The organism is Sinorhizobium prairiense, assembly GCF_029201645.2.
Classification (GTDB): Bacteria; Pseudomonadota; Alphaproteobacteria; order Rhizobiales; family Rhizobiaceae; genus Sinorhizobium; species Sinorhizobium meliloti_A.
In genome coordinates this window covers 362,416-383,679 of sequence record NZ_CP104132.1, presented here as the reverse complement: position 1 = coordinate 383,679, position 21,264 = coordinate 362,416, and the positions used below count along the sequence as shown (strand labels likewise).

Below are 21,264 nucleotides of genomic sequence, written 5' to 3'. Positions count from 1 at the left end.
GTAAGCTTCGCACGTGCCCTTCGGCATCTCACGATCTAGTCCGCTTTGACCGTGCTTTCCCTGTCCGCACGCTTGCTTCTCCGCATGGCGTATCCGGGTGCGATCTTCGGATGGGCGAGTTTCAAAGACCGAGGCAATTCGTCTGAAAGCGCCTCGCGGACGGCGTCGCCCATCCCGAATACCACGAAATCCGCCTGCAGCGATTCAACGAGCTGGTCTCTTTCTGTTGTGTCCGGCCGGCCATCCTCTTGCCACAGAACGATCCCGATGCGCGCCGCAGGGGCCATGCGTTTCAGCCGACGCACGGTAAACTTGGCATGTCTCATGAAATCCTGGTCGAGAACGCTCAGGACGACGGCGTTTCGCCCCTCGAGCTTCAGAGCCTTTATATTGCCCGCCTTGAGGACGTCGTGACCGGCGTGAGCCGCCTCCGCGCCCTGGATCCATAGGGTCTGGGCGAGCATCGATGCGGCAACGTCATCGAGATCACTGCGCCCTCCGACGCACAGGACGGACTTGCCGTCGCCGAGGGGAAGATCATATTCGTCCGCATCATCATCACCATTTTCCTGCGCTTCCGCGCCCGTTTCCTCCTCCTCCTCCTCCTCTTCGCCGGCAATCTCCTCGAGATTGGCGATGAGGGTGTTCGCACTCTGGGCAATCTGAGCCGCCTGGGCGTTCGTCAGGGCGCCCCGTGCGCGGTCCCGCTCCGCCAGGAGCAGTGCGGGAATAGCAACCGTGTCGTAGAACTCGACGAGATACTTCTCCTCCAGCATGTCTTCCGCATTGTCCGTGGCCTCATCCGGATCTCCGGCGAGCAGACGCTGATAGAGGCGCTCCTTCGGATCGAGCACGGGCTCGTTGCCCAGCAGTATCTCCAGAAACTCGAATTGCGGGACGTGGCGACCGAGAACGACAAGGCACACGGTGAGCGGCGTCGACAGCACCAGTCCGACCGGCCCCCAGAGCCATGCCCAAAAGATCGCCGCGACGATGATCGCAAGCGGCGACAAACCGGTGCGGGAACCGTAAAGCCAAGGCTCGACGACATTGTTGCTCACGAGCTCGAGGACAATGAACAAGGCCGCCGTCCAGACGAGCAGGCTCCATCCAGGTGCCGCGGCAAACGCCAGGAACAACGGCAGAGCCGCAGCGATGACCGGCCCGATGTAGGGGACGAAGCGCAACACGATGGCGAGCATCCCCCAGAGGACCGCATTGGGGATACCGAGCAGCGAGAGGCCGATGGCCAGCGGAATGCCGTAGGTGATGTTCACGACCAACTGCATGAGCAGGTACCGGCCGACGCGAGCGCCCGCGTCCTGAAGTGCTTCGGTCGTTCGATGCAGGTCGCCGTAGCCGACCAGCCGAATGAAACGGTCGCGCAGCTCCTCCCTCTCGAACAGCATGAAGATGACCACGACGATGACGAGGCCGGTCGTCGCCAAGGGCCCAAGCAGAGGATTGATGATATTCTTCAGTGTTTCGACCGGCCGCTGCGGAGAGAAAATCTCCACGAGCAACGGCTGGGTCTCCGGCGCCGGTTCGGGTGAGGCGCGCACCTCTGGTTCGGGCCGGCTGATCTCCGTGCTGATCCTCTCTATGACGCGGCCAATCCGTTCAAAAATCTGGCTTTCCGATCCGGTCTCCTTCAGGGTCCTGACCTTCTCGACGATGTTGTACTGATAGGTCGGCAGGTTCTGAGCCACCTCGCTCACTTGCATCGCTATGACCGCGCCGAATGCGGACAGGAACAGAAAAGCCGTCGTCACCGTCCCGACGACGGCCACCGAACGGGGACAACCGACTCGACGCAGCCTCGAAACCAGCGGCGCGAGCGCAAAGGTGAGCAGAATGGCGATGGCCAGCGGCAGGAAGACGTCCCGGGCGAAATAGAGGACGGCAACCGTGGCAGCGGTTGCGACGAGGGTCGGTAGACGTGACGGCTGCGCCGCGGCTGCTGCGCTGCGCGCAAACGCGATTTGCTGCAGGCCGCCTGCGGCGGCTGCACGATCCTGGTCAACGCCACGCGAGAACTTCAGCACCACACCCTCCACCACATCACCCGGCGGTCGACCTGGTTGCGACCAGCAGGCAAGAACCTTGTTCGCAAGTAGGTAGGGCAGTGTTTGGCGCCGCCCAGCAGATGCTCCGTTGCATGGAACCGCAGCAGTTGCCATTTCCGGTGCCAAAGCCAAGCCGCCCACCAGCATGGCGGCCGGAGCATCGCGCCGGGAACCATTCTGCGCCCGGCGTGTTTCTGCGACGGGGGATCAATCGCGGTCTTCTGAAGAGGTAACCACATGAAAAATATGATCATTGCCGCGGCAGCACTGATGAGCGCCGTGGCCACGACTTCACTCGCGCAGACGACGCCTTCAGCGGAAGGAGAAACGCCTGCTGTCGCAACGCCCGATTCTGAGAACCCGACGGCACCGGTCGAAGGCGCGAACAGCTTTACTGAAGCGCAAGCGAAGGAACGGATCGAAGAGGCCGGATACACCGAGGTCAGCGGATTGAAGCTCGATGACAAGGGTGTGTGGCAGGCAACTGCGATGAAGGAGGGCAAATCCGTTTCGGTCGCTCTCGACTATCAGGGCAACGTAACGGCGCAGTAGTCCACAGACACCAAAGGAAAGGGAGAACGAATATGAGAACCGTAACAGGGCTCTTTGACGACTATGCAGATGCTCGCGAGGCCGTAAGCGATCTGGAAACGGCAGGCGTTCCTTCAGACAACATCAGCATCGTCGCGAACAACACGGGAGATCGCTACTCGACGGACGGCTCGAACGCGGCCGAAGGGGCCGGTGCCGGAGCTGGCCTCGGCGCTGCCGGAGGCGGCGTCGTTGGCCTTCTGACGGGGCTTGGCCTTATGGCCATTCCTGGAGTTGGCCCAGTGGTGGCTGCCGGCTGGCTTGCCTCCACCGCGGCCGGTGCGGCCGCCGGCGCAATCGCCGGGGGCGCAGCTGGTGGCCTGATAGGTGCGCTGACGGAATCCGGCGTCGATGAAGAAGACGCCCATGTCTACGCCGAAGGCGTTCGCAGGGGGGCACTCTGGTCACGGCAAGGGTCGAAGACAGTGTCGCACCCCGAGCAGAAGCGATCCTGAAACAGCGCAAAATCGTGGATCCTGCGGCCCGCAGAAGCATCTATGCCCAGGAAGGATGGTCACGTTTCGACGAAAATGCCGATCCGTACACGCTCGATCAGGTCGAACGGGAGCGTGAGCGGTACCGCGGCATGATGCCATAACGGCAGGGCTGACGTCCGCCGCTGCGGGGGCTGCAAGCGCGGCCGGCCCTCGCAGCTATCTCCACGGCCGTCGAGCAAAATCGGTAGCGCACGCACGCGCCCCATGCTTCTTCTGGGGCGTGCTCACTTGATCTTCAGAAGCAGCATCTTGCCGGCCATGGTAATGCCGTGAGCCGACTCCTCGGGCGGAACATCCGTATCGAGCGCCTTCACGAGGTTGTGCTCGCGCAGCTCGTTCAGGGTCGCGGTCGTCAGGAACTTGATCTTCTGCGGCCGTTCCTTGAACCGGTCCTTCCTTGCATAGGTGACCTGGGCATTCAGGTGCGTCCACCTCTTCCCACCCTGGGGATGCACGTCACCGTCCTTGGCAAGCTTAAGGCCCCGGATCTGCGTTGGCGTCAATTCAATCATGTCGTCGTCTTTCGTACATCTTCGGTAAGGGAGCGGCGCAGCGACCCTGCGGCGTCGCGGAATGAAACCAGCCTCCGGCGCCGGTCGTCCCAGAGCACGAGCCGGACGCATTTGAGGCTGTCCCACACGGTGATCCGTCCGATGCCGGCAAGTTGCGGATGGTCACGCAGTACTTCCGGCAGACGGTAATAGGGGATCCGGCTGGACAGGTGGTGCACGTGATGAATGCCTATATTGCCGGTGAGCCACCGCAGCACCGGCGGAAGATCGTAATGGGAGGCGCCATGCAGCGCCGCCTGAGGAAACCGCCAATCCTCGCCCGCCGACCAGTGAGTCTCCTCGAACTGGTGCTGCACATAGAAGAGCCAAACGCCGGCTGCACCTGCGAGCAGCACGACCGGAAGATGGATCAGGAGAAAAGGTCCCAACCCGACGGCCCACACCATCAAGCCGGCCAGCGTAACGATCGCAAGATTCGTCCCCATGGTCGAAATCCAAGGCAGAGCACCCGAGTTCATCATCCCGAACGGCAGGCGTTGCTTGAACAGGAAGAGCCAGGCCGGCCCGATGCCGAACATGACGAGCGGGTGCCGGTACAGCCGGTAGCCGAGGCGCTTCGTCGGCGAAAGGGCTCGGTACTCGGCAATGGTCAGCGTGGTGATGTCACCAACCCCGCGTTGGTCGAGATTGCCCGCAGTCGCATGATGGGCGGCGTGTGCACGCCGCCAATAGTCGTAAGGGGTCAGGGTCAGGACCCCGAGCACGCGGCCGGTCCAGTCATCGAGCCCCCGACGGGCGAAAAACGAGCCGTGGCCGCAATCGTGCTGGATCATGAACAATCGGAGCAGGAAGGCGCTGGCAGGAAGGATCGCGATCAGCCCGGGCCAGAAGCCGTGGGCCAGGGAAAAGGAGGCCGCTGCCCAGAAGATGGCGAAAGGAACGAGAGTGACGAACAGTTCGAAGGCGCTACGCCCCAGACGGGGCTGCCGGTATTTCGCCAGCGTCTTCAACCACGCTCCAGCATTGTCCTCAACAAGTGAAGCGGGTGGATAGACATGTGCGCTCATTATAACCGGTCCGTTTTTCGCTCGCCCCGTGATCATCCGCCAGGGCAATGGGCTGCGCCCGTGGAACGGGAGCAGGTGTTGAAGTGTTACGCCCGGCGGGCTTTGCGGGCCGCATAGCGGCGGTCGCGTTCAGCCTTGCGGGCCGCTTCGTCGGCGACGACGCGCGAGACCCGATCGGCAATTTCTGCCTGGCGGGCTTCGGCTTCAGCCCTTTGCTCGGCCTCGGCAGCCGCGGCCAACGCAGCGGCTTCTGCCAGGATTCGCTCGTTCTCGGCTGTCTTCAGCGCTTCGCGCTCGGCGCGGCGGGCCTCCCTGGCACGGTTGGCCGCTTCGCGCGCAGCCAGCTTTTCCTGCATTTCAGGGTCGGTCGGCTTGGGAGCGGATGCAAATTTTGTCAGAAGCTGGCGCTTTGCATCTGCCGCGGCATTGCGTCGTTCGGCAAAGCCGTTGTCGTTCGGGTGTCTCAATCGTTGTTCCTTTGATATCGTTTGGTCGCGAAGACCGCCTCAACGGAAAAAGGCCAGACATTCGCCTGGCCTCTTCGAACCTCTTGCCGCGATGCCAGTACATCCGTGGTCATCAGCGGCGAAAAAGCATTAGGCAGCGCGGAGCTGGCCTGCGGACATCTTGCCCGACTTGTTGTCGCGCTCGAGCTCGAAGCCGAGCTTCTGACCTTCAACAATCGAATTCATGCCTGCGCGTTCAACAGCAGAGATGTGAACGAACACATCGGCGCTGCCGTCGTCGGGCTGAATGAAGCCGAAGCCCTTGGTGGAATTGAACCATTTAACTGTGCCAGTGGTCATAACGAACCCTTTCTTAGCAACATAGATCACCGCTGGGCGACGCACAGCGGGGTTTCGACTTTTGAGAGAGGGAAGTTCGTCAAGAGACGCGCACAGCGCAGCAAAACAAATATCGGCAAACAAAGTATCGATGTCTTCTCATAGACGAGAGCGGCGGCCGCGTCAACCTTTTGTTTTCAGAAAAATCGAAGACAACCTTTGGTAGATAAATCCAGGTGGTCGCGTTCCTTTCCATACCGGTGCACCCGCCGCTAGGCCAAATGAGCTGAGTACACCGGTACGCCTCGAAGTGTTTTTAACTAACGAAGGCACAGTCTCCTACTCAACCTGACTAATATCTTGCCGCGGAAAAAGGTAATTTAAGTACGTCAAAATATTAATTCCATTTCTCCCAGACAACAATTCGCGTAAATTGCAGACACCGATTTCAGGTCATATTCAGCTTCGAATAATATTTCTTGGCACTCCTATTAATCGATTGCCGTCGATGCTATTTAGGAGTTGCAGCCGCCCTATACGCCGGTCGCAGAAAGAATCCCATGACATTTCGCCCGCTCCTCGACCGCGTCGTCATCCGACGCGCCGAAGGTAACATCAAATCCAAGGGCGGGATCATCATCCCCGACGCCGCCAAGGAAAAGCCCCAAGAGGGCCAAGTGATCGCCGTCGGTCCCGGCTCCCGCGACGAAAGTGGAAAGCTGATCCCGCTCGACGTCAAGATCGGCGACACGATCCTGCTCGGTAAATGGTCCGGAACAGAGGTCAAGATCGATGGCGAAGACCTACTGATCATGAAGGAATCCGACATCATGGGCATCGTCGCAGCAAATACCGTCGCAACCGCCAATGCTGCCTGATCCCTCGAATTTCGATCCCTTATCTCAAGCCCGAACAGGCCAAAGACAATGTCCGCCAAACAAATCATCTTCTCCACTGACGCCCGCGATCGCCTGCTTCGCGGCGTGGAATTGCTCAACAATGCCGTCAAGGTGACGCTCGGCCCGAAGGGCCGCAATGTCGTCATCGACAAGTCCTATGGCGCTCCACGCATCACCAAGGACGGCGTGTCCGTCGCCAAGGAAATCGAGCTTGAAGACAAGTTCGAGAATATGGGTGCGCAGATGGTGCGCGAGGTAGCCTCAAAGACCAATGACCTTGCCGGCGACGGCACCACGACGGCCACCGTGCTCGCCGCGTCCATCTTTCGCGAAGGTGCTAAGCTGGTTTCGGTGGGCATGAACCCAATGGACCTAAAGCGCGGCATCGATCTTGGCGTTGCCGCCGTCCTCGCGGAAATCAAGGTGCGCGCCACGAAGGTCATCTCGTCGAGCGAGATCGCGCAGGTCGGCACGATTGCCGCCAATGGCGACGCCAGCGTCGGCGAAATGATCGCAAGGGCGATGGAGAAGGTGGGCAACGAGGGGGTCATTACCGTCGAAGAGGCCAGGACGGCCGATACCGAACTCGACGTCGTCGAGGGCATGCAGTTCGATCGCGGTTATCTCTCGCCGTATTTCGTGACCAACGCCGAGAAGATGCGCGTGGAACTGGAGGATCCCTATATCCTCATCCACGAGAAGAAGCTCGGCAGTCTGCAGGCTATCCTGCCGATCCTTGAGGCCGCGGTGCAGACCGGGAAACCGTTGCTGATCATCTCCGAAGACGTCGAAGGCGAAGTGCTGGCGACGCTCGTCGTCAACAGGCTGCGAGGTGGCCTGAAGATTGCGGCCGTCAAGGCTCCCGGCTTCGGCGACCGCCGCAAGGCCATGCTGGAAGACATTGCCATCCTGACGGACGGCCAGACGATCTCCGAGGATCTGGGTATCAAGCTTGAGAACGTTACGCTGGATATGCTTGGCCGCGCCAGGCGGGTGCTGATCGAGAAGGACACCACCACAATCATTGACGGCTCCGGCGACAAAGCCTCCATCCAGGCGCGCGTCAGCCAGATCAAGGCGCAGATCGAGGAGACGGCGTCCGACTACGACAAGGAAAAGCTGCAGGAGCGGCTGGCGAAACTCGCCGGCGGCGTCGCGGTCATTCGCGTCGGCGGCGCGACCGAGCTTGAAGTGAAGGAAAAGAAGGATCGCATCGACGATGCCCTGAACGCTACGCGCGCGGCGGTCGAGGAGGGCATCGTTCCCGGCGGCGGAGTGGCGCTACTACGGGCAAAATCGGCCCTTGTCGGTCTCACCGACGAGAACGCCGACGTAGCGGCAGGCATCTCGATCGTGCGCCGGGCACTGGAAGCACCAATCCGCCAGATCGCCGACAATGCCGGCGTCGAGGGTTCGATCGTTGTCGGAAAACTTATCGACGGCAGCGATCACAATCAGGGGTTCGACGCGCAGACGGAAACCTATGTCGACATGATCAAGGCCGGCATTGTCGATCCCGCCAAGGTCGTGCGGACAGCCTTGCGGGACGCGGGCTCGATCGCGGCTCTTCTGATCACCGCCGAAGCCATGATCGCCGATATTCCCGAGAGGGAGTCTCCCAAGGCACCGGAAACGGCGCCATGGGCAGTATGGGATACTGAGAGCAGTGCCTGAACCGTTCGGCCCGGTGGTCAGGCGGCGAAACGCGAACAACGACGGAGGGGGAGGCTTCCAATGGCCATGCAGAACAGCAGCAAGACGTCAATCACCCAGCAATTCGACAATTACAAGCCATCCAAAGCGATCCTCGTATGGGCGTGCGCCGCGACGGCGGCCGCAACGATGATCGTCGGCTTCAACTGGGGCGGCTGGGTGACAGGCGGCACGTCTCGCACCGCGGCAGCGGCCGCAGCCGACATCGCGCGCGGTGAACTGGCATCCGCCATATGCGTCGAGCGGTTCAACGCCGCGCCGGACGCGGCCGCAAAACTGATCGAGTTCAAGGCAATCACCGACGGTTACAAGAAGCGTCAATTCGTAGAGGCCGGCGGTTGGGCGACGATGCCGGGCCAGACCTCACCCGACAGCCGCGGCGTTCAAGGTTGCGCCACCGCTCTGGCCATCTGAGCGCAAAATCTGAAAAGCGCTCCCGTGTTTGTTTGGAGCGCTTCAATCTGCCAGATCAGGAGAACGTCAAATGATTCGTTTCGAGAGAAAGCCCGACCCGCAGCCCTCACTGAAGGAAGCCGAAACCAATCGTACCAAGCAAATAAGCGAAGCCGCGAAGGAAGAGAACAAGAAATCGGACACAACGGGAGCGCGGCGTCGCGCGCCTCAAGCGGCTGATGACGACCGGCTCATTTGAGAGCATATAGGACGCCACGGCCTGTTTCTCATTGGGGCCGCCCATATGGCGGGTCGGCTTCATCAAATTCAACGTCAAGAGGATCGCATCGATGGCTAAAGGACAAGTGAGAGGCAACCGCGAGGCGCGGAAGCCGAAAAAGGAAAAGGCGCCGGTGAAGGTAGAGACGAGCTTCACCAATCAGCTCAAGAATGCCGAGAAGAGCAGCCCACAGGGTGGTAAACACAAAGGCTGAGCCCAAGGGAACGGCGGGGGCGCTGGAAGACTTCGGAGCCGCGTGCAACGGCTATTTTGGCGCTGCGGCCGCGGTTTCGCCCGGCGGCAAGATCCTGAACATAAAGGTTGATACCTTTTCCCCTGGCTTGAACGGGCCCGGCACCTGGTGACTTACCGGCTTCAGGCTTTGAAGGAATGCTGCAATTGCCCCTGCGTCTTCTTTTGTGAGTTGCGCAAATGCGTGCCACGGCATGATCGGCGCCAGCATACGGCCGTCGGGGCGCTGCCCGGTCTGAATGGCAGTCACAATCTGCTCCCTGGTCCAGCTGCCGATGCCGGTCTCTTTGTCGGGCGTGATGTTACGACCGATGAAAACACCCTCTCCGGGAATTTCGAAGCCTACATCCGACCCGCCGAGAAAGCGTGAGCTGTCCGGTTTTCCAAAAAATATCCCGGTGTGTGGCAGTCGTTGCAGCCGCCCATCGTGACGAGATATTCCCCCGCGCAATTTCGGGATCGTCGGCAGCAGCGGCCCCGAGCGGCTGTAGCCCAAAAGCATAGGTGGCGAAACATGCGAACCCAATGCCCAACCGAAACATGCTTGCCTCCTTGAGGTTCGCTGCTGAAGCAAACTGAATATCATAACGGAGTTGCCCTATATATTAGCCATTTCGAATTATCGGGAAATCGCCGAACCTCTATGTGGTTCAGCCTGACGGAGGTCGCACCATTCGGCGGCGACCTTCTCGGAAAGTGCGGCCGGTAGAGCGCTCCTGGGCCAGCGGTCTGCAGCGCCTTTGCGACAACAAATCGCGATGCCGCAGGCTAATGCTGCTGGCCAATATGCGAAAAGAGCGACTGCTTCAATTGCTGGCGTACCTCATCAGGCTGCTTCGACAGCGCCGTCGCAATTGTTCTAAGCTCCCGCCTTAGACCATAGAGCTGATCCAGCAGCGCAAGGATGATCGGCACAGCGTCATCGTTGACGTTCATGTCGCGCCGGAGCTCACAAACCAAGCGGATTCGAGCGACGTCGACGTCGTCAAATGAGAGCCCGCTCTCGCCTTGAGCCGGCACGATCCAGCCGCTGTGCACCCACTGGCGCAGCTGTTTGAGGGTTACAGCGTCGCACCGTTCAAGGACTTGCCTCTCCGTCAATTTCATGTGGCCCTCCGTAGAGCTTCGCGCGGGTCATAAGCGTGGCTCTGCCGCCACGTTTCCATGAAACGCTCGAGATCGGGATCGGTCGTCGTCGGCAGAACGACCTTCAGCGTAACACGCTGATCCCCGGCGGGGCCGTGTTGAGACTTCACCCCTTTGCCCTTGAGACGCAGGATGTCGCCCGTATTTGAACCCTTAGGGATGGTCATCGATACGCGGCCGGAGATCGTCGGCACTTCGATCTTTGCACCAAGCACGGCTTCATAAAGCGTAATTGGCAGATCCATTTCGATGTCGTTGCCTTCACGACGGAAGACGGAGTGGGAACGGACGCTGATTTCGATCAAGGCATCTCCGGGTTCCCCGCCAGCAATCCCCGGTGTCCCCTTGCCCCTCAGCCTGAGCGTGCTGCCGTCACGTGTGCCGGCAGGAATGGCCAAGTCGAGCGTGTTCCCGTCGGGAAAGGTGATGCGGCGGCGGGCGCCGTTTGCCGCGTCCTGGAACTCGATTTCGAGGTGATAATGACGGTCCTGCCCACGCGCCTTGAAACGAGCCCCTGCCCCGCCCCGCCCGAAAACATCCGCGAAGATGTCCGACACATCCTCGAATTCACCGGTTCCGCCCGCTGACCCATACCGCCGCGCGTGGTCTGCATCGGCGTAGTTCCTGTAAAAGTGCTGCTGCGGCCGTTCTGCCCCCGATGCATCGATCTCGCCCCGGTCGAACCGGGCCCGCTGCTCGGGATCGCTCAGCAAATGGTGGGCTGCGGAAAGCGCCTTGAATTTGGCTTCCACCTCCTTGTCGCCTGGATGCAGATCCGGGTGCAGCTCCTTTGCGCGCTTGCGGTAGGCTTTGCGGATCTCATCCGGTTTGGCGGTACGCGGAACGCCGAGTATCTGATAGGGATCATCAGTCACCGATCACCTCCACCAATTTGGCGTGCACGTCGACTGCGCGGCTGCGGCAAGCTGCGCGTCAACATCTTCAGGCCTCTGCTCGCTAGACTTCCTTTGAAATCTGCACCAGCGCGGTTTCCAGTTCGCTGTCCAGAAACGGCTTCGTGAGCAAGGGGATGTTCGAGTACCTTGTATCCAGGCCTTTGCTGCCATAGCCCGTGGCAAAAATGAAGGGTATGTTGCGTTCCGCCAGAACGTCCGCGACCGGATAACTGGGCTCCCCGTCCAGATTGACGTCGATGATGGCGATGTCGAACTGACCTTTCCGCGCGATATCGAGCGCCTCCTGCATCCGAGAGGCTATAGCGACGACCTCATGCCCGAGTTCGCATAGACTATCTTCAATCAGCATGGCGATCATGGATTCGTCTTCGACCACGAGTACCCGAAGTCTGCGCGCTGTCATGCGTCAGGCCTGTAGAAGCTTGAACGTCATGCCAGTGGCGCCTCGATGTGAAAGCGCACGCCGCTCGGCGCAAACACAAGATCGACCTTGCCGCCGAGTTCGCGAGCCAAAGCACGTTCGAGCAGGCGGGTGCCAAAACCCGTCCGCGCTGGGACTATGACAGATGGACCACCAATCTCCTCCCATTGTAAATGCAGGTGAGACGCACTCTCAATATCGCTGACATGCCAGCTGACCTTGATGAGACCGCCGTCGTTCGTGAGCGCCCCGTATTTTGCAGCATTTGTGCAAAGCTCATGAAAAGCCATCGACAATGCCAGTGCCATTTTCGGCCGCAACCGGATTGGCGGACCGGAGGCCTCAACGCGCTGCTGGGGTTCCACGCAGATTGGATTGATCGTCGCGAGCAGGACCTCTTGAAGATCTGCACCCTGCCAGCTCTCCCGAGTAAGCACGTCGTGCGCCCTCGCCAATGCGACGAGCCGGCTTTGGAACCGGCCAAAATCCTGGCTTGCGTTTAGACCACGGAAGGTTTGCGCAGCCAGCGATTGCACCGTGGCGAGCGTGTTCTTTACGCGGTGGTTCAGTTCGTTGACCAGGAGCTTGCGGTGTTCTTCGCTGCGTCGCCTTTCTGTAATATCGCGCGCGATCTTTGACGCGCCGACGACGCGACCGCGGGCGTCTTTCAAAGGGGAAACCGTCAAGGAGACATCGATCAGGGTTCCGTCCTTTCGAATCCGTACCGTCTCATAATGGTCGATGTGCTCGTCTCGCCGAATCCTTTCAAGAATGCCGGGCTCCTCGTCCTGGCGGTCGGGCGGAATGAGGATGTTTATAGGCTTTCCGATCACTTCCTCGGCGCAATAGCCGAACAGGCGTTCGGCACCTCTATTCCAAGTCTGGATGATGCCTTGCGTGTCCTTGCTTACGATCGCATCGTCCGAGAACCTGACAATGGCCGCGAGCCGTTCTGCATATTCCGCAGCCTTCTCGCGATCGGAGATGTCCACCAGCATGTTGACCGCCCCAACGAGCTTGCCGGCGACATCATGCAGCGGAGTGGGATACGGTATGAACGGCACACGGGTCCCATCCGGCCTTTCCGCCACGGCTTGTTCGCCACGGACCGGTCGGTCTTCTTTGAGCGCCACGGCCATTGGACATTGGTCGTGCGGCAGGTAGGTGCCGTCCGGTCTGTAGAGACGCCAGGTGACACACCATTTATCTCCGATCTGTGGGGTGCGGCCGGCCATCTCGACAGCCGCCTTATTGAAGAAAGTGATGCGACCTTCGGCATCTGTGGTGTAGACGGCGGCGGGCAGCGCCTCGAGCAAATCACGCATATGCTGTTCGCTTTCGCGAAGACGGTCGTCCATGCGTTTCGCTTCGGTGACATCAAGCAGAACCCGCACGCCATAACGGAAACGACCGGCGTGATCGCGGACAGTCGAACTGTAAACATCGAGATAAACGACCGTACCGTCGGGCTTCACGGCACGTTTGCGAATTGCATAAGTATCAATCTCTCCGTTGACCTGCCGCGCATAGGAGCGGGCTTCCTCACCGCGGTCATCCTCATGCGTATAGTCGAGGAACGTCATAGTCAGGAGTTGTTCGCGCGAGCGGCCCAGCATGGTGCAGAATGCGTCATTGACCCGCAGCAGGCGGCCATTCGCATCGGATTCAGCGATCCCGATCGTCGCCGCCTGGTAGGTGGCTGAAAGTCGTTCCTCGCTCTCACGTCGTGCGTCTTCCGATTCGTACAGGCTGGTAACATCGGTCGTGAAGCATCGGGTGTTGACGAATTTTCCGTCATCGAAGCGGCTGTTGGATGTGATCAGCACATGCTTGATCGAGCCATCGCGTGCGCGCAAGCGGGCGGGATAGCGATCGAGTTTTTCGCCACAGGACAGGCGGTCAAGAATGTCGCCGATGACAGGCGGATCTGCGTGAAATTCAGCGATGTGCCGGCCTACATACTCGTCCGCCGGATATCCGAGGAGCTCCAGCTCTGCCTTGTTCGCCCGCAGGATGATCCCCGCGGCGCTGACGATGTGCAGCCCGATCGCGCTGTTCTCGAAGAAGTCCTCCAGGTCCTTGCTCTTGCGGATGACCTCCGCTTCGATCCGCTTCTGTTGCGAAATATCCTGGAAGCAATTGATCGCCCCTTGAATTGCTCCCCGATGGTCTCTGAGCGGGCGAATATTCACGAGCGCAAAGATGCGGGATCCGTCAGGTCTTTCGATGATCACCTCGGCGTTGCGCGTGGAGACACCGTTCTTGACCGCCTTAGCCATAGGGCAGTCCTGATGCTCCAAGAGCGCGCCGTCCGGAAGGAAAAGACGTTGGGACCCACAAAACCGCTCTCGCGGTGCGCTAAGCGATGGCTGTCTACCCCAAAGCTCGGCTGCCTCGGCGTTGTAGCGCACGAGCCATCCTTCGTGATCACAGACATAAACGGCTCCCGGGATAGCATCGAGCGCAGTTGGAGCTGACGTGATCAGCGCTTCGTATTCGGTCAATACGCGACCGGTAAGCGGAAATTCTTCGACATTCGACATGAAAACAAGTCCCTCGCGGCTCTTCAAGGGATCGATTGAATCTCAGCCGGAGTCATGGAGGGACAACTCTGCTCGACGCGCGACCCCAGGTGCGCAAAATTGCTTAACCGACATCAACGCACCGGACGCGGTTTTGTTCCCGACATTTTTGACTCGCACATTCTCGGACTGGCCACGTCATCCAGGCGGTACCGTTGACCGCCCCCATTTCCTGCACCCTATCGAAAGCTCACATGTAGACCGCGGCGCTTTAGAGATCTACAGTCGAGCTTCTGTGATCCTGAAATTGCATCAGGTCCAGCCCTTCGCATCGCCCACCGCAATGAATTGCGGTTCGGGCCCGCGCTTCAGCCCTCAATAAACGCAATCTCACCGTGCAAGCGGGAGGAGTTTCCATGGCCACTGCCCAATGCGCCTGCGGCGCTCTAAGATTGATGCTTAACGAACCGCCACGATTGACCGCGCTGTGTCACTGTTTCGCCTGTCAGCGAAGAACTGGTGCACCTTTCAGCGCGAATGCGTTCTACTCGATTGACTGTGTCGAAATATCTGGCGTGTCTACGGAATACATTCGTACTGCCGAGAGCGGTCGCAAGGTCCGGATGCATTTTTGCCCAAGCTGCGGCTCGACCCTCTATTGGAAAGCCGATGCTTCGCCGTCCTGGATCGGGGTGGCGGTAGGGTCATTTGCCGACCCGAACTTCGCCCCGCCTGCCATGTCAGTATTCGTGCAATCGAAACATAAGTGGGTGCAGCTCGATGAAACGGTAGAGCAATTCCAGGGCCTTCCGATCGGACAGTAAACGCAGGTATCGGCACGGGGAGGCTAGAGCCGGTGGGCGCACACGAACTTTCCACGCGTTGCAGACGCTCTGCTCACCGCTGAAAGCGACGGCCCCCGGCTCACCAATCTGCTGCTCTCTAGCCGCCGCCTGAAACGATCCGAAGCACCAGTGGATGAGGTTTCTGATTCATCGGTGGTGCCAAGGATTTACCACGGTAAGTCCAGCCGCTTCGAACGGGCTGATATCGCGCGTCGCGACGAGGAATCCCCTGGAGGCGGCAATGGCGGCAATATATCCGTCGGGCGTCGGAAATCCCTTGCCGGCGGCTCGAGCGGTCACGGCAAGCCCGGCATAGTAGCGAGCAGCTCCGATATCGAACGGCAATACGCGATCGCCAAACAGTTCGAGCACGCCGTCAAACATTTCGGCCAGAGCCTTCTTGCGCCGACCATCCGGCAGCGCACCGATGCCGAACAGCAGTTCGGCCAAGGTCACACTGGCCAGATAAAGGGTTTCAGCGACCTGCTCGTTCAACCAGGAGCGCACGGCCGGATCGGCGGCCGGTTTCATCACCTCGGAGACGACATTCGTATCGAGGACAATCATTCAAATCTCATCGGCTGCGCCGGCGCCTTGTCACGTATCTCGTCGAACACTGCGAAATCGTCATTGGTCAGGCCCAATCGCCGGCCGAGCTCGGCCAGGGCATCGCCCATGCGAACGCGCTGCTCGGGCTTCACCGCACTTTCCAGAATCTCCCGCACTTCCGCCTCGGTGCTGCGGCCGTGCATCGCCGCTCTCACGCGCAATGCGCGATGCACTTCATCGGGCACATTTCGAACCGTCAGGATCGCCATAGTCAAACCCTCGCATTTGCCTTCAATGATAGCAATCTAGTCCTTTTGCAGTCATGTCGCAAGTTTTGGGCGACAGGGCTTTACGCTAGACTAGAATTTCCGCTTTCCCCGAGACGGGGAAACTCTCTAACCCTTTGTTTTCCGCAATCCCGGACGGAAAACCGCTGCGCACTTTTCCTGGAATTGCGCTAGACGGCTGGCACCAATCTCATCCGATGGCCAGGCGCGATCTCGACCAGTTCGGAGGGCGGGGGCGCGGAAAAGACGTCCGGTGCCGTGCTGCCGTCAAGTGCGAAGCGGCGACCGGCAGGAAGCGGCACATCGGCAAAGTGGTCTTTCGTCCGCGGGCTCAGCGCCGCATCCGGATCGGGAATGGCAGCGATGAGCCGGCGCGTATAGGGATGGGCGGGCCTTTCGAAGATGTCCCGCCAGCCGCCCTCCTCCACGACCTGTCCGAAGAACATCACCAGCACCCGGTCGCTCATATGCTCCACCACGCTCAGGTCGTGGCTGATCATCAGGTAGCCGAGGCCGAGCTTTTCCTGCAGGTCCAGCAGCAGGTTGATGATCTGTGCGCGGATCGACACGTCGAGGGCGGATACCGGTTCGTCCAGCACGACGATTTCCGGTTCGAGGATCAGGGCGCGGGCAATGCCGATGCGCTGGCGCTGGCCGCCGGAGAACTCGTGCGGATAGCGGTTCGCCTGCTCGGGCGTCAGCCCCACATTGGCGAGCATGACCTCGATCCGGTCGGCGATCTCCGATGCGGCCGTGATCCCGTGTAGCCTGAGCGGCGCAGCGAGCGAGGTGCGTACCGACTGGCGCGGGTTCAGCGAGGCATAGGGGTCCTGGAAAACCATCTGCACCGCCTTGGCGCGCTGCATGCGTCCGGGCGCACCCGGCCCGGTGAGCGGCTGACCGCGGTAGCGGATCATGCCTTCGGTCGGCTCCTGAAGACCGAGAATCGAGAGCGCCGTGGTGGATTTGCCGCAACCGGATTCGCCGACGATCGACAGGCATTCGCCCCTGGCGAGCGAGAAGCCGATGCCGTTGACGGCATGCAGCATGCGCCGCCCGGTTCCGAGCAGCCCTCCGCCGGCAACGGAAAAGCGGACATGCAGGTCGTCCACTTCCAGCAGGGGGTCGGTCATGACTGCTCCCTCTCTTCCACGCTTCGCTGCGCGATGAAGCGGGTCTCGGTAAGCTTCGAGCGGTCGGCAATGATGCTGTCGATGTCGACCAGCCGTTGGCGGCCGTGCAGACTGCGGCTGCCGAAGCGCGGCAGGGCGCCGAGGAGCCCACGGGTATATTCGTGCCGGGGTGCCGCGAAAAGCGCCCGTGTCTCGTTCTCCTCGACGAGGCAGCCCGCATACATGACGCCGACCCGCTGGCAGATGCTGGCGATCACGCCGAGATCATGGCTGATGAAGAGAACCGCCGTACCGCGCTCGGCGCAGAGTTCCTTGATCAGGCGCAGCACCTCGGCCTGCACGGTGACGTCGAGCGCCGTGGTCGGCTCGTCGGCGATCAGGAGGTCCGGATTGCAGGCGAGCGCCATGGCGATCATCACGCGCTGGCGCAAGCCCCCCGACATCTGGTGCGGATAGTTGCGCACCCGCCGGTCGGGATTGGGCACGCGCACGCTGGCGAGCGCGTCGACCGCGAGCTTCTGCGCCTCGTCCCAGCTCTTTGCCTGATGCAGCACGAACATCTCGGCGATCTGCCGGCCGATGGTCGAGAGCGGGTTCAATGCCGTCATCGGCTCCTGAAAAATCATGGCAATGCGGTTGCCGCGCAGGCGCCGCATCTCGCGCTTAGGCAGCGCCAGCAGATTCTGCCCCTTGAACAGGATCTCGCCGCCGCAAACGGCGAGCGGCTTCTTGAGAAGCCCCATGACGGCGAGCGAAGTCACCGACTTGCCCGAGCCGGACTCGCCGACGAGACCATAGGCCTCGCCCGGCATGATCTGGAAGGAGACTCCTTTGAGGAGCGGACGATTGACGGAGCGGCCGACCGCGACGCCCAAGTGAAGTTCCTTGATGTCCAGAAGCGCGGTCATGGAGTGCGCGTCCTCATATGCGGGTCGAGGCTGTCGCGCAGGCCGTCGCCGAGAAGGTTGAAGCCGAGCACCGAGAGGAAGATGGCAAGGCCCGGGAAGATGGCCACCCAGGGCGCGAGCTGGATGAGCTGGCGCGCATCCGTCAGCATCGAGCCCCAGCTCGGGAACGGCGGCTGGATGCCGAGGCCCAGAAAGGAGAGCGCGGCTTCCGAAAGCACCGCCGAGCCCATGCCGAGCGTCGCCATGACGAGGATCGGTCCCATCATGTTGGGCAGGATCTGCGTGAACATGATGCGCAGGTCTCCGTAGCCGAGCGTCTGCGCCGCCTGCACATAGCCCAGCGACTTCAGGGAAAGTGTGGAAGAGCGGGCGATGCGGCAGGTCCAGCTCCAGTTGGTGAGACCGAGCGCGATGAGCAGCGACGGCAGGCCGGGACCCAGCACCGCCATCACCGCCAGCGCGAAGATCAGCGAGGGAATGGCGAGCATGACGTTCGTGAAGCCATTCACCAGATCGTCCCACCAGCCGCCCCAGTAACCGGCGGTCATGCCGAGCGTGACGCCGATGATCGAGTTGATCACCTGCGAGACGATGCCGACCGTCAGCGAGATTTGCGCGCCGAAGAGGATGCGGGTGTAGACGTCCCGCCCCTGCCCGTCCGTGCCGAACCAGAAGGTGGCGTCCGGCGGCAGTTCGGAGTTCATCAGGTCCGCGTCGAGCACGGGGTCGAAGGGCGCAATCCACGGGGCGAGAATGCCGGCGAGGATCACCAGCGTCGTCAGTCCGGCACCGAGCCAGAAGTTGAAGCCGAGGCGCATTCCCGTCACTCCTGCTTGATGCGCGGATCGATCGCGGCATAGATCAGATCGACGGCCGTGTTGATGACAAGGAACCAGAGCACGATGACGAGGATCGTGCCCTGCACCACGGGAATGTCGCGGCTCGCCACGCTATCGACCAGAAGCGAACCGATGCCGGGCCAGGCGAAGAGCTTCTCGATCACGACAGCCTGGCCGATCAGCGAGCCGAATTGCAGGCCGACGGTCGTGACGATCAGCACCAGCGCGTTGCGCGCCACATGCCAGCGCACCACCTTGGCCTCGCTCATGCCCTTGGAATGGGCGGTGCGGATGAAGTCGGCGTTGAGGACATCGAGGACGCCGGCCCGCGTGGTGCGCGCGAGAAGTGCAAGGGGCGTGACCCCGAGCGTGACGGCTGGCAGGACCAGGTTCCGGAAGGACCCGTCGCCGTAACCGAAGCTCGGCAACCAGTTCAGCTGCAGAGCGAAGAGATACATCATCAGGAGACCCAGCCAGAACTGCGGCATGGAGAGGCCGGACACCGCCCCGATCATGGTCACCGTATCCAGCACCGAGCCGGGCCTCAGCGCAGCAATGAAGCCGAGCGGCACACCGACGACGAGGGCGAAGATCATGGCGGCGAGCGCCAGTTGCAGCGAGGCCCACATACGGTCGTTGATGAGGTCGATCACCGGCTGACGGGTGCGGAAACTGGTGCCGAGATCGAATTGCGCAAGGTCCGTGACATAGGTCACGAAGCGCTCCATCAACGGCTTGTTCAGCCCGAATTCCTCGTTGAGGCGGGCGATCATCTGCGGGTCGGCGGCGCGCCTGCCATCGGCGAAGAGGCTTGCGGCGAAGGTCCCTGGTACGACGCTGAAGATGACGAAGATGAGCAACGCCACCACCACGACCGTGGGTATGATTTGCAGGACGCGGCGCAGGGTAAAACGAAGCATGAGCGGTCCCGTTCTGGCCGCCCGTACGGGCGGCGACAATCGATAAGGGGGCAGCCGCAGCTACCCCCTCCCCTCAAGGTCTTACTGGCGCGATGACGGCGCCGTCTCGTCGATCCAGATTTCGTCATAGGGCTGGATCGCCAGTTCCGTGGCGTTCGGAACGAGGCCGTGGATCCACGGCTGGTAGGCCATCACCGCCTTGTTGTAGTTGAAGAACCAGACCGGAGCGTCGTCCTGCACGATGTTGTTGGCCTGGCGCAGGAGCTCGTTCTGCTTGGCCGGGTCGCGTTCCTGCTGTGCCGCCTCGTAGAGCTTGTCGAATTCCGGGCTTGCATAGCTGGTGTAGTTGCAGGCCGATTGTGCCGTCTTCGAATAGTAGCAACGCAGCGCGTTCAGCGGGTCGGGGCCCGAGAGGTTCGACCAGATGAAGGCCTGGAAGTTGTTGGTCGTCACCGCCTCGCCAAGCGTGGAGCTTTCGACCGGCTTCGGCTTCACGGTGATGCCGACCTTCTTCAGCATCGGCAGGATGGCTTCGACGATCGGCACGCCCCAGCTTTCGTTCGGGCTCGCCGTCACCTCGAATTCGAAGCCGTCGGCATAGCCGGCCTCGGCGAGCAGCGCCTTTGCCTTCTCCGGATCGTAGGCGTAGGGCGCCTTGTCCTTGTCGAAGGCGGGCGAGGAAATCGGCAGCCAGCCGGAGGCCGGGTAGGCCTTGTTCTTGACGAGGCGTTCGATGATCAGCGGCGCATTGATGGCATGGTTGATCGCCTGGCGCACCCGCTTGTCCTTGAAGGGCTCGAAGGCGGGGTTGAAGCCGATGTTGCGGGTATACACCTCGGCGACTTCCAGGAGGTGATCCTTTAGCCCCTCCTCGCCCTGATAGGCCTGGTACTGGGTGGGGCCGAGGATCGACACGTCGATTTCCTTGTTGCGGAAAGCGACGTCGCGCGCGGCGTCCTCGGCCATCAGCACGATGTTGATGCGGTCCAGATAGGGCCTGCCCTCCTCGTAGTACTTGTCGAATTTTTCCATGACGACCTGCGAACCGGGCACGTGCTCCTTGAAGACGAAGGCGCCGAGGCCGACCGGATTCTTGCCGAAGGCCGACTCGTCCTCAACATTCGAGGGATAGATGACCGTCGTGTTCTGCATCAGCGGGAAGCCGGGATTGATCGTCCCGGTATAGGTGATCTCCAGCGTATGGTCATCGATCTTCTTCAGACCCGAAATCTCGTCGGCCTTGCCGGCGATATAGTCCTCGGCGCCCTTGATGACGGCGATGAAGCTTGCGCCGGGGAAGGCGTTTTCCGGGTTGGCGATGCGCTTGTAGCTGTAGATGATGTCGTCGGCCGTTAGCGGCTTGCCGTTGTGGAACACGGCGTTTTTACGCAGGTGGTAGGTGTGGACCCTGCCGTCCTCGGAAACCTCCTCCGAGGACGCCAGTTCCAGGACGGGCTTGTTCTGGTTCGAATCCCAGCTGTAGAGCGCACGGTGGATGGCCTGCGTGATGAATTCTTCCTGCGTGTTGGGGCTCGACTGCACGTCAAGCGTGGCGAAGCTCGAGCCATAGGGTGCCGTGAAGACGAGCGTACCGCCATGGCGCTCGCCCGCGGCAAGCGCCCCGGCAGCCACGCCGAGGCTGAGCATTGCGGCCAGTGTCAATCTCTTCAGCATTTCGTTCTCCCTCTCGTGCCGTTCTCGGCATCGTTTCGGTTCAGTCCG

21 protein-coding genes and 3 pseudogenes are annotated in these 21,264 nt (G+C 61.0%); 6 read left to right on the top strand and 18 right to left on the bottom strand.

Going from position 1 to position 21,264, the window contains the following annotated elements:
• Positions 1-35 precede the first annotated feature (35 nt).
• The gene (locus tag N0Q91_RS21470; RefSeq protein WP_275598675.1) at positions 36-2,045 is read right to left on the bottom strand and encodes an AI-2E family transporter; all 2,010 of its coding nucleotides are present in this window, start codon (positions 2,043-2,045) and stop codon (positions 36-38) included.
• Positions 2,046-2,303: 258 nt separating this feature from the next.
• On the opposite strand from N0Q91_RS21470, the gene N0Q91_RS21465 reads away from it, so the two are divergent.
• Entirely contained in the window at positions 2,304-2,618 is a 315-nt protein-coding gene (locus N0Q91_RS21465; RefSeq protein WP_018096480.1) for a PepSY domain-containing protein, read from the top strand.
• A gap of 32 nt (positions 2,619-2,650) precedes the next feature.
• Positions 2,651-3,255: pseudogene (locus tag N0Q91_RS21460) on the top strand (general stress protein).
• 123 nt (positions 3,256-3,378) lie between these two features.
• On the opposite strand, the gene N0Q91_RS21455 reads toward N0Q91_RS21460, so the two are convergent.
• The 4 genes from N0Q91_RS21455 to N0Q91_RS21440 all read right to left on the bottom strand — a co-directional run bounded on the left by N0Q91_RS21455 (position 3,379) and on the right by N0Q91_RS21440 (position 5,539).
• A complete protein-coding gene (locus tag N0Q91_RS21455) occupies positions 3,379-3,666 on the bottom strand; it encodes a hypothetical protein (protein WP_018096482.1) in 288 nt (95 codons plus the stop codon).
• Positions 3,663-4,733, bottom strand: a complete 1,071-nt coding sequence (locus tag N0Q91_RS21450) for a fatty acid desaturase (protein WP_275598674.1) — start codon at positions 4,731-4,733, stop codon at positions 3,663-3,665. Before N0Q91_RS21450 ends, N0Q91_RS21455 begins: the two co-directional genes overlap by 4 nt.
• An 86-nt stretch (positions 4,734-4,819) precedes the next feature.
• Positions 4,820-5,200: a DUF6481 family protein gene (locus N0Q91_RS21445; protein ID WP_127710398.1), complete on the bottom strand. Its 381-nt coding sequence runs from the start codon at positions 5,198-5,200 to the stop codon at positions 4,820-4,822.
• A 129-nt stretch (positions 5,201-5,329) separates the two neighbouring features.
• Positions 5,330-5,539, bottom strand: coding sequence for a cold-shock protein (locus tag N0Q91_RS21440; protein WP_011970048.1), 210 nt, complete (start codon positions 5,537-5,539; stop codon positions 5,330-5,332).
• A gap of 539 nt (positions 5,540-6,078) precedes the next feature.
• Between N0Q91_RS21440 and N0Q91_RS21435 the strand changes: the two genes are divergently transcribed.
• From N0Q91_RS21435 to N0Q91_RS21425, 3 genes and pseudogenes are all read left to right on the top strand, one after another.
• Positions 6,079-6,396, top strand: coding sequence for a co-chaperone GroES (locus N0Q91_RS21435; protein WP_275598673.1), 318 nt, complete (start codon positions 6,079-6,081; stop codon positions 6,394-6,396).
• Between the two features lie 48 nt (positions 6,397-6,444).
• Positions 6,445-8,078, top strand: a pseudogene (gene groL, locus N0Q91_RS21430) (chaperonin GroEL).
• A 73-nt stretch (positions 8,079-8,151) separates the two neighbouring features.
• The gene (locus tag N0Q91_RS21425; RefSeq protein ID WP_275598672.1) at positions 8,152-8,544 is read left to right on the top strand and encodes a hypothetical protein; all 393 of its coding nucleotides are present in this window, start codon (positions 8,152-8,154) and stop codon (positions 8,542-8,544) included.
• A gap of 106 nt (positions 8,545-8,650) precedes the next feature.
• Here N0Q91_RS21425 and N0Q91_RS21420 read toward each other — a convergent pair whose 3' ends face one another.
• From N0Q91_RS21420 to N0Q91_RS21395, 6 genes and pseudogenes are all read right to left on the bottom strand, one after another.
• Positions 8,651-8,959, bottom strand: coding sequence for a hypothetical protein (locus N0Q91_RS21420; RefSeq protein WP_275598703.1), 309 nt, complete (start codon positions 8,957-8,959; stop codon positions 8,651-8,653).
• Between the two features lie 109 nt (positions 8,960-9,068).
• Positions 9,069-9,597, bottom strand: a pseudogene (locus N0Q91_RS21415) (c-type cytochrome).
• Between the two features lie 226 nt (positions 9,598-9,823).
• Positions 9,824-10,162 carry a chaperone modulator CbpM gene (locus N0Q91_RS21410; RefSeq protein WP_102762047.1) on the bottom strand — a complete coding sequence of 113 codons (339 nt, stop codon included), beginning with the start codon at positions 10,160-10,162 and terminating at the stop codon, positions 9,824-9,826.
• Positions 10,159-11,076, bottom strand: coding sequence for a DnaJ C-terminal domain-containing protein (locus tag N0Q91_RS21405; RefSeq protein ID WP_275598671.1), 918 nt, complete (start codon positions 11,074-11,076; stop codon positions 10,159-10,161). The genes N0Q91_RS21410 and N0Q91_RS21405 overlap by 4 nt, the downstream gene beginning before the upstream one ends.
• A gap of 82 nt (positions 11,077-11,158) precedes the next feature.
• Entirely contained in the window at positions 11,159-11,521 is a 363-nt protein-coding gene (locus N0Q91_RS21400; protein WP_275598670.1) for a response regulator, read from the bottom strand.
• A 26-nt stretch (positions 11,522-11,547) separates the two neighbouring features.
• Positions 11,548-14,082: a PAS domain S-box protein gene (locus N0Q91_RS21395; RefSeq protein ID WP_275598689.1), complete on the bottom strand. Its 2,535-nt coding sequence runs from the start codon at positions 14,080-14,082 to the stop codon at positions 11,548-11,550.
• A 395-nt stretch (positions 14,083-14,477) separates the two neighbouring features.
• Between N0Q91_RS21395 and N0Q91_RS21390 the strand changes: the two genes are divergently transcribed.
• Positions 14,478-14,885, top strand: a complete 408-nt coding sequence (locus N0Q91_RS21390; protein WP_275598669.1) for a GFA family protein — start codon at positions 14,478-14,480, stop codon at positions 14,883-14,885.
• 168 nt (positions 14,886-15,053) lie between these two features.
• Here the strand turns inward: N0Q91_RS21390 and N0Q91_RS21385 are convergent, their stop codons facing one another.
• The 7 genes from N0Q91_RS21385 to N0Q91_RS21355 all read right to left on the bottom strand — a co-directional run bounded on the left by N0Q91_RS21385 (position 15,054) and on the right by N0Q91_RS21355 (position 21,216).
• Positions 15,054-15,473: a type II toxin-antitoxin system VapC family toxin gene (locus N0Q91_RS21385; RefSeq protein ID WP_275598668.1), complete on the bottom strand. Its 420-nt coding sequence runs from the start codon at positions 15,471-15,473 to the stop codon at positions 15,054-15,056.
• Positions 15,470-15,724, bottom strand: coding sequence for a FitA-like ribbon-helix-helix domain-containing protein (locus N0Q91_RS21380; RefSeq protein ID WP_275598667.1), 255 nt, complete (start codon positions 15,722-15,724; stop codon positions 15,470-15,472). Before N0Q91_RS21380 ends, N0Q91_RS21385 begins: the two co-directional genes overlap by 4 nt.
• Positions 15,725-15,912: 188 nt before the next feature.
• The gene (locus tag N0Q91_RS21375; RefSeq protein WP_275598666.1) at positions 15,913-16,875 is read right to left on the bottom strand and encodes an ATP-binding cassette domain-containing protein; all 963 of its coding nucleotides are present in this window, start codon (positions 16,873-16,875) and stop codon (positions 15,913-15,915) included.
• A complete protein-coding gene (locus N0Q91_RS21370; protein WP_275598665.1) occupies positions 16,872-17,783 on the bottom strand; it encodes an ABC transporter ATP-binding protein in 912 nt (303 codons plus the stop codon). Before N0Q91_RS21370 ends, N0Q91_RS21375 begins: the two co-directional genes overlap by 4 nt.
• Positions 17,780-18,601 (bottom strand): ABC transporter permease, encoded by an 822-nt coding sequence (locus tag N0Q91_RS21365; RefSeq protein WP_275598664.1) that lies wholly within the window; start codon positions 18,599-18,601, stop codon positions 17,780-17,782. The genes N0Q91_RS21370 and N0Q91_RS21365 overlap by 4 nt, the downstream gene beginning before the upstream one ends.
• A gap of 5 nt (positions 18,602-18,606) precedes the next feature.
• Entirely contained in the window at positions 18,607-19,542 is a 936-nt protein-coding gene (locus N0Q91_RS21360) for an ABC transporter permease (protein ID WP_275598663.1), read from the bottom strand.
• A gap of 81 nt (positions 19,543-19,623) precedes the next feature.
• Positions 19,624-21,216 carry an ABC transporter substrate-binding protein gene (locus N0Q91_RS21355; protein ID WP_275598662.1) on the bottom strand — a complete coding sequence of 531 codons (1,593 nt, stop codon included), beginning with the start codon at positions 21,214-21,216 and terminating at the stop codon, positions 19,624-19,626.
• Positions 21,217-21,264 lie beyond the last annotated feature (48 nt).